Source organism: Citrobacter sp. S55_ASV_140, assembly GCF_018919505.1.
In the GTDB taxonomy this organism is placed as follows: domain Bacteria; phylum Pseudomonadota; class Gammaproteobacteria; order Enterobacterales; family Enterobacteriaceae; genus Citrobacter; species Citrobacter werkmanii.
Window position 1 is genome coordinate 1 of record NZ_JAHLQZ010000290.1, and the last position, 3590, is coordinate 3590.

Consider the following 3590-nt stretch of genomic DNA (forward strand, 5'->3'; position numbering starts at 1 on the left):
AAAATATAATTTGGATGTGCATATCGAAACGAGCGCATCGGACAAGGCGACGTTGACGGATGCGATCCGTATTGCCGTGGCAACTGGCGCAACGTCAGTTCGTTTCTACCCGCGCTATGAAGGGCATCTCAACGATGTTATGGCGAAGATCGCCAATGATATTGCGTGGTTGTCTCAGTATGATGATTGCGGCCTAAGCTTTACCATCGAGCAGCATGAAGATCTGCAAGGCCATGAGCTGGTGACGCTGGTTAAGAATAGTGGAATGAAGAATCTCTCTATTCTGTTTGATTTTGGCAACATGATTAATGCCAATGAGCAGCCGCTTTCTGCGTTAGAGGTTATGTCTCCTCTGATCACTCAGGTACATATCAAAGACGCTAAAATTATTAAAGAAGGTAAAGGCTGGGGGCATGAGGCTTGTCGTTCTGGATACGGCGACTTACCCATGGAAGAGATGCTCAAAGCATTATTACTCTTAGGTGAAGATAAACCGCAAGTACATGCTTTTGGTCTGGAAGAAGAGGTTGAATATTATGCACCGGCATTTCGTTTCGATGATGAAGGTGATAATCCCTGGATCCCATGGCGCGATGCAAGTTATACGCCGCTACCTGACGCTGACATGATTGATGCGCGACTGGCGCAGGAAAAAGAACATGCTCTGGCTCAAATAAAATATATTCGTGGCTTGTGTAATAAATTTATAGGTAATCAATAACTTTTTAAAATTTTACTAAATGCGAAAAGGGTTATGAAAATAACTCTACAATTTTATTAATTATATAATTTAATCTGGATATTTCTCTCAACAAGCAATGAGGGTTTACTCATGTTCATGAATAAATGGGCAAGGCTTTGTTTTTTGATTTTAGGCGGCGGCACAATATTCAAACTTTCAAGTATGAAAGATGTTTTCTATGTGCCAATGCAAAATGACTGGGGTTTAACCAATACGCAGATTGGCTTAAGCTTTACGGTTTATACGATTGTTCAGACAACCGGACTGTTTCTTTCGCTCTATATTGCAGACCGTTATTCTAAGAAAATATTATTACCCTTTGGTCTGATCGGCGTAGGGCTTTGCGGTTTATATCTGGCAACGCTACCGTCATTTACCGGTTATCTCATTTGCTTTGCCGCAATGGCGTTTTTTGCCGATGTGGTGTATTGGCCGGTATTGCTGAAAGCCGTACGTCTGCTGGGTACGAAAGAAGAACAAGGCCGCATGTTTGGCTTTTTAGAAGCCGGACGCGGCGTGGTGGATGTCATCGTCGCTTCTGGCGCCCTGTTTGTTTTTGTTCAGTTTGGTGAAGGCAAAGCGGGAATGCAGGCGGGTCTGTTGTTTTATACGGTCATTACGCTTGCGGCAGGTATTGTGACGTACTTTATTGTCGATGACGACAAAGTGAAAGGCGGCGAGAATACCAGTGCCAATATGGAAGTGTTAAAGGGTATTAAACATGTTTTGTCCTGCCCTAACGTCTGGTTGGCTTCTTTAGGGATTTTCTTCGTTTACGCCGCATATTGTGGGCTGACTTACTTTATCCCCTTCTTAAAAGACATCTACATGTTGCCGGTAGCACTGGTCGGCGCGTACGGCATCATCAACCAGTATGCGTTAAAAATGGTAGGAGGGCCGATTGGTGGGCTGCTGGCGGATAAGGTTGCTAAATCGCCGACGGTGTACCTGAAATGGACCTTTCTGATCTCTGCCGTTGCGATGCTTGTTTTCATGCAGTTACCGCATCAAACAATGAACGTGTATATCGGTATGGCCGCAACATTAGGATTCGGGGCGATTATCTTCTCACAGCGTGCGATTTTCTTCGCGCCAATGGATGAGATTGGTACGCCACGTGAGTATGCCGGTTCGGCAATGGCGTTTGGTTGCATCATCGGTTATATGCCCGCCATGTTTGCGTACACGTTATACGGCTATTTGCTGGACACCAATAGCGGCATCACGGGCTACAACTATGTCTTTAGCGTGATGATTGCGTTCAGCTTAATGGGCTTTATCTGTTCGACAATCCTGGTGAAGCGGATTAAAAAGCAAAAGCTAGCGGCTGCGACCGCAACTGCATAATGTGAGTGCTTCCCCGGCAATACGTGACCGGGGAAGCCTGTTAAGCGCGTTTATACAGCGGTAACCAAATCACCAGCCGTAAACCACCCAGCGGGCTGTCTTCGGCCTTCACCCAGCCACGATGCTGCTGGATCGCGGTTTCCACAATCGCCAGACCCAGCCCCGTTCCGCCAGACTCGCGATCGCGCGCCTCATCGGTACGATAGAACGGACGGAAAATCTGCTCCCGGTCTTCAGGGCTAACACCCGGACCATCGTCGTCCACGGTGATGGTGATCCCGTCTTTATCCACCGCGAAGCCCACTTCAATCTGCGTGTGTGAATAGCGCAGGGCGTTGCGCACAATGTTTTCCAGTGCGCTTTCCAGCGCATTTGGGTTACCGTACAGCGGCCACGGACCCGGCGGGAAATTCACCGTGAGCGATTTACCCATTTGCTCGGCTTCAAAGGCGGCGTTATCCAGCACTTCGCCCCATAGCTGATTGGCTTTCACCGTTTCACTGACCAGCGCGTTTTTCTGCTGATTACGTGACATCACCAGCAGGTCGTTGATCATGCTGTCCAGCCGATGCGCTTCTGTTTCAATGCGCTCCAGCTCCTTGCTCTCGCCACTACGACGACGCAGCAGGGCAGTGCCCAGTTGCAGACGCGTCAACGGCGTTCTCAACTCGTGAGAGATGTCCGACAGCAGGCGTTGCTGCGTGGTCATCATCCGCTCCAGCGCCGTCACCATCTGGTTAAAGCTGGCGCCCGCCGCCAGAAACTCCTGCGGACCGGCTTCCAGTTCCGGATGCTGGCGCAGGTTGCCCTGGGCCACTTCATCTGCCGCGTTTTTCAACTTACGCGCCGGTTTCGCCAGACTCCAGGCAAGCCAGAGCAATAACGGAGAGCTGACTAACATGGTGACGATCAGCAACAACAGCGGTCGGTCGAACAGCAGGTTGATAAAGTCAGATTGCGAGCTGCTGGCAGGTCGAATGAGATACAACTGGTAGTTATCTTCACCATCTCTGACGGAAAAAGGCCCGACCATCTCAACGCGACCGTATTTTTTCTTTTGCGGATGGTCGGCGTTATCGGCCTGACCAATAAAGTTACGAATGATCTGCATTTCGTTGCGTTCTGCGCCGATCACGCGTCCTTCCGTGGTAACAAGTAATAACCGCTGTCCTGGCGGCGCCCACTTGTCTATCGCCCGAAACAAGCGACGCCACCACATCAAATCGTTGGGTGGATCGTTCGCCAGTTCAGCTTCAACGTGTTGCTCAATCATCAACCCCTGGCGCTGCTCGCTGTCCAGTAGCTCGGTCATTTGACGTGAGTCGAGCTTGGGTAGCATCAGTACCAACATCAACACCAGTGCCAGCGTCAACCAGAAGATGGCAAAGATGCGTGCGGTTAAACTCCCTATCATGAAGCGGAGACCATCAGGTAGCCGCGACCACGCAGCGTTTTAAACCACGGATGCCCATCTTTACGCTCTGGCAGCTTACGACGCAGG

The 3590-nt window shown here is 49.8% G+C and carries 3 protein-coding genes and 1 pseudogene; 2 read left to right on the plus strand and 2 right to left on the minus strand.

The genetic code is table 11. From position 1 onward, the window contains the following. Together KQJ18_RS22575 and KQJ18_RS22580 are read left to right on the plus strand one after the other, a co-directional pair. Positions 1 to 721: TIM barrel protein (locus tag KQJ18_RS22575; protein WP_216422800.1), on the plus strand; the 721-nt coding region annotated here is incomplete at its 5' end. Between the two features lie 117 nt (positions 722 to 838). Then, positions 839 to 2089, plus strand: coding sequence for an MFS transporter (locus tag KQJ18_RS22580; RefSeq protein ID WP_087856673.1), 1251 nt, complete (start codon positions 839 to 841; stop codon positions 2087 to 2089). 40 nt (positions 2090 to 2129) lie between these two features. Here the strand turns inward: KQJ18_RS22580 and cpxA are convergent, their stop codons facing one another. Both cpxA and KQJ18_RS22590 read right to left on the minus strand, forming a co-directional pair. Then, a complete protein-coding gene (gene cpxA, locus KQJ18_RS22585; RefSeq protein WP_042313425.1) occupies positions 2130 to 3503 on the minus strand; it encodes an envelope stress sensor histidine kinase CpxA in 1374 nt (457 codons plus the stop codon). After that, positions 3500 to 3590, minus strand: a pseudogene (locus tag KQJ18_RS22590) (DNA-binding response regulator); the annotation flags it as partial. The pseudogene KQJ18_RS22590 and the gene cpxA, both read right to left, overlap by 4 nt.

Excerpts from the sequence above, each read along its gene's own strand:
- KQJ18_RS22580 (WP_087856673.1), top strand. The coding sequence starts at position 839 with ATGAATAAATGGGCAAGGCTTTGTTTTTTGATTTTAGGCGGCGGCACA.
- cpxA (WP_042313425.1), bottom strand. The coding sequence starts at position 3,503 with ATGATAGGGAGTTTAACCGCACGCATCTTTGCCATCTTCTGGTTGACG.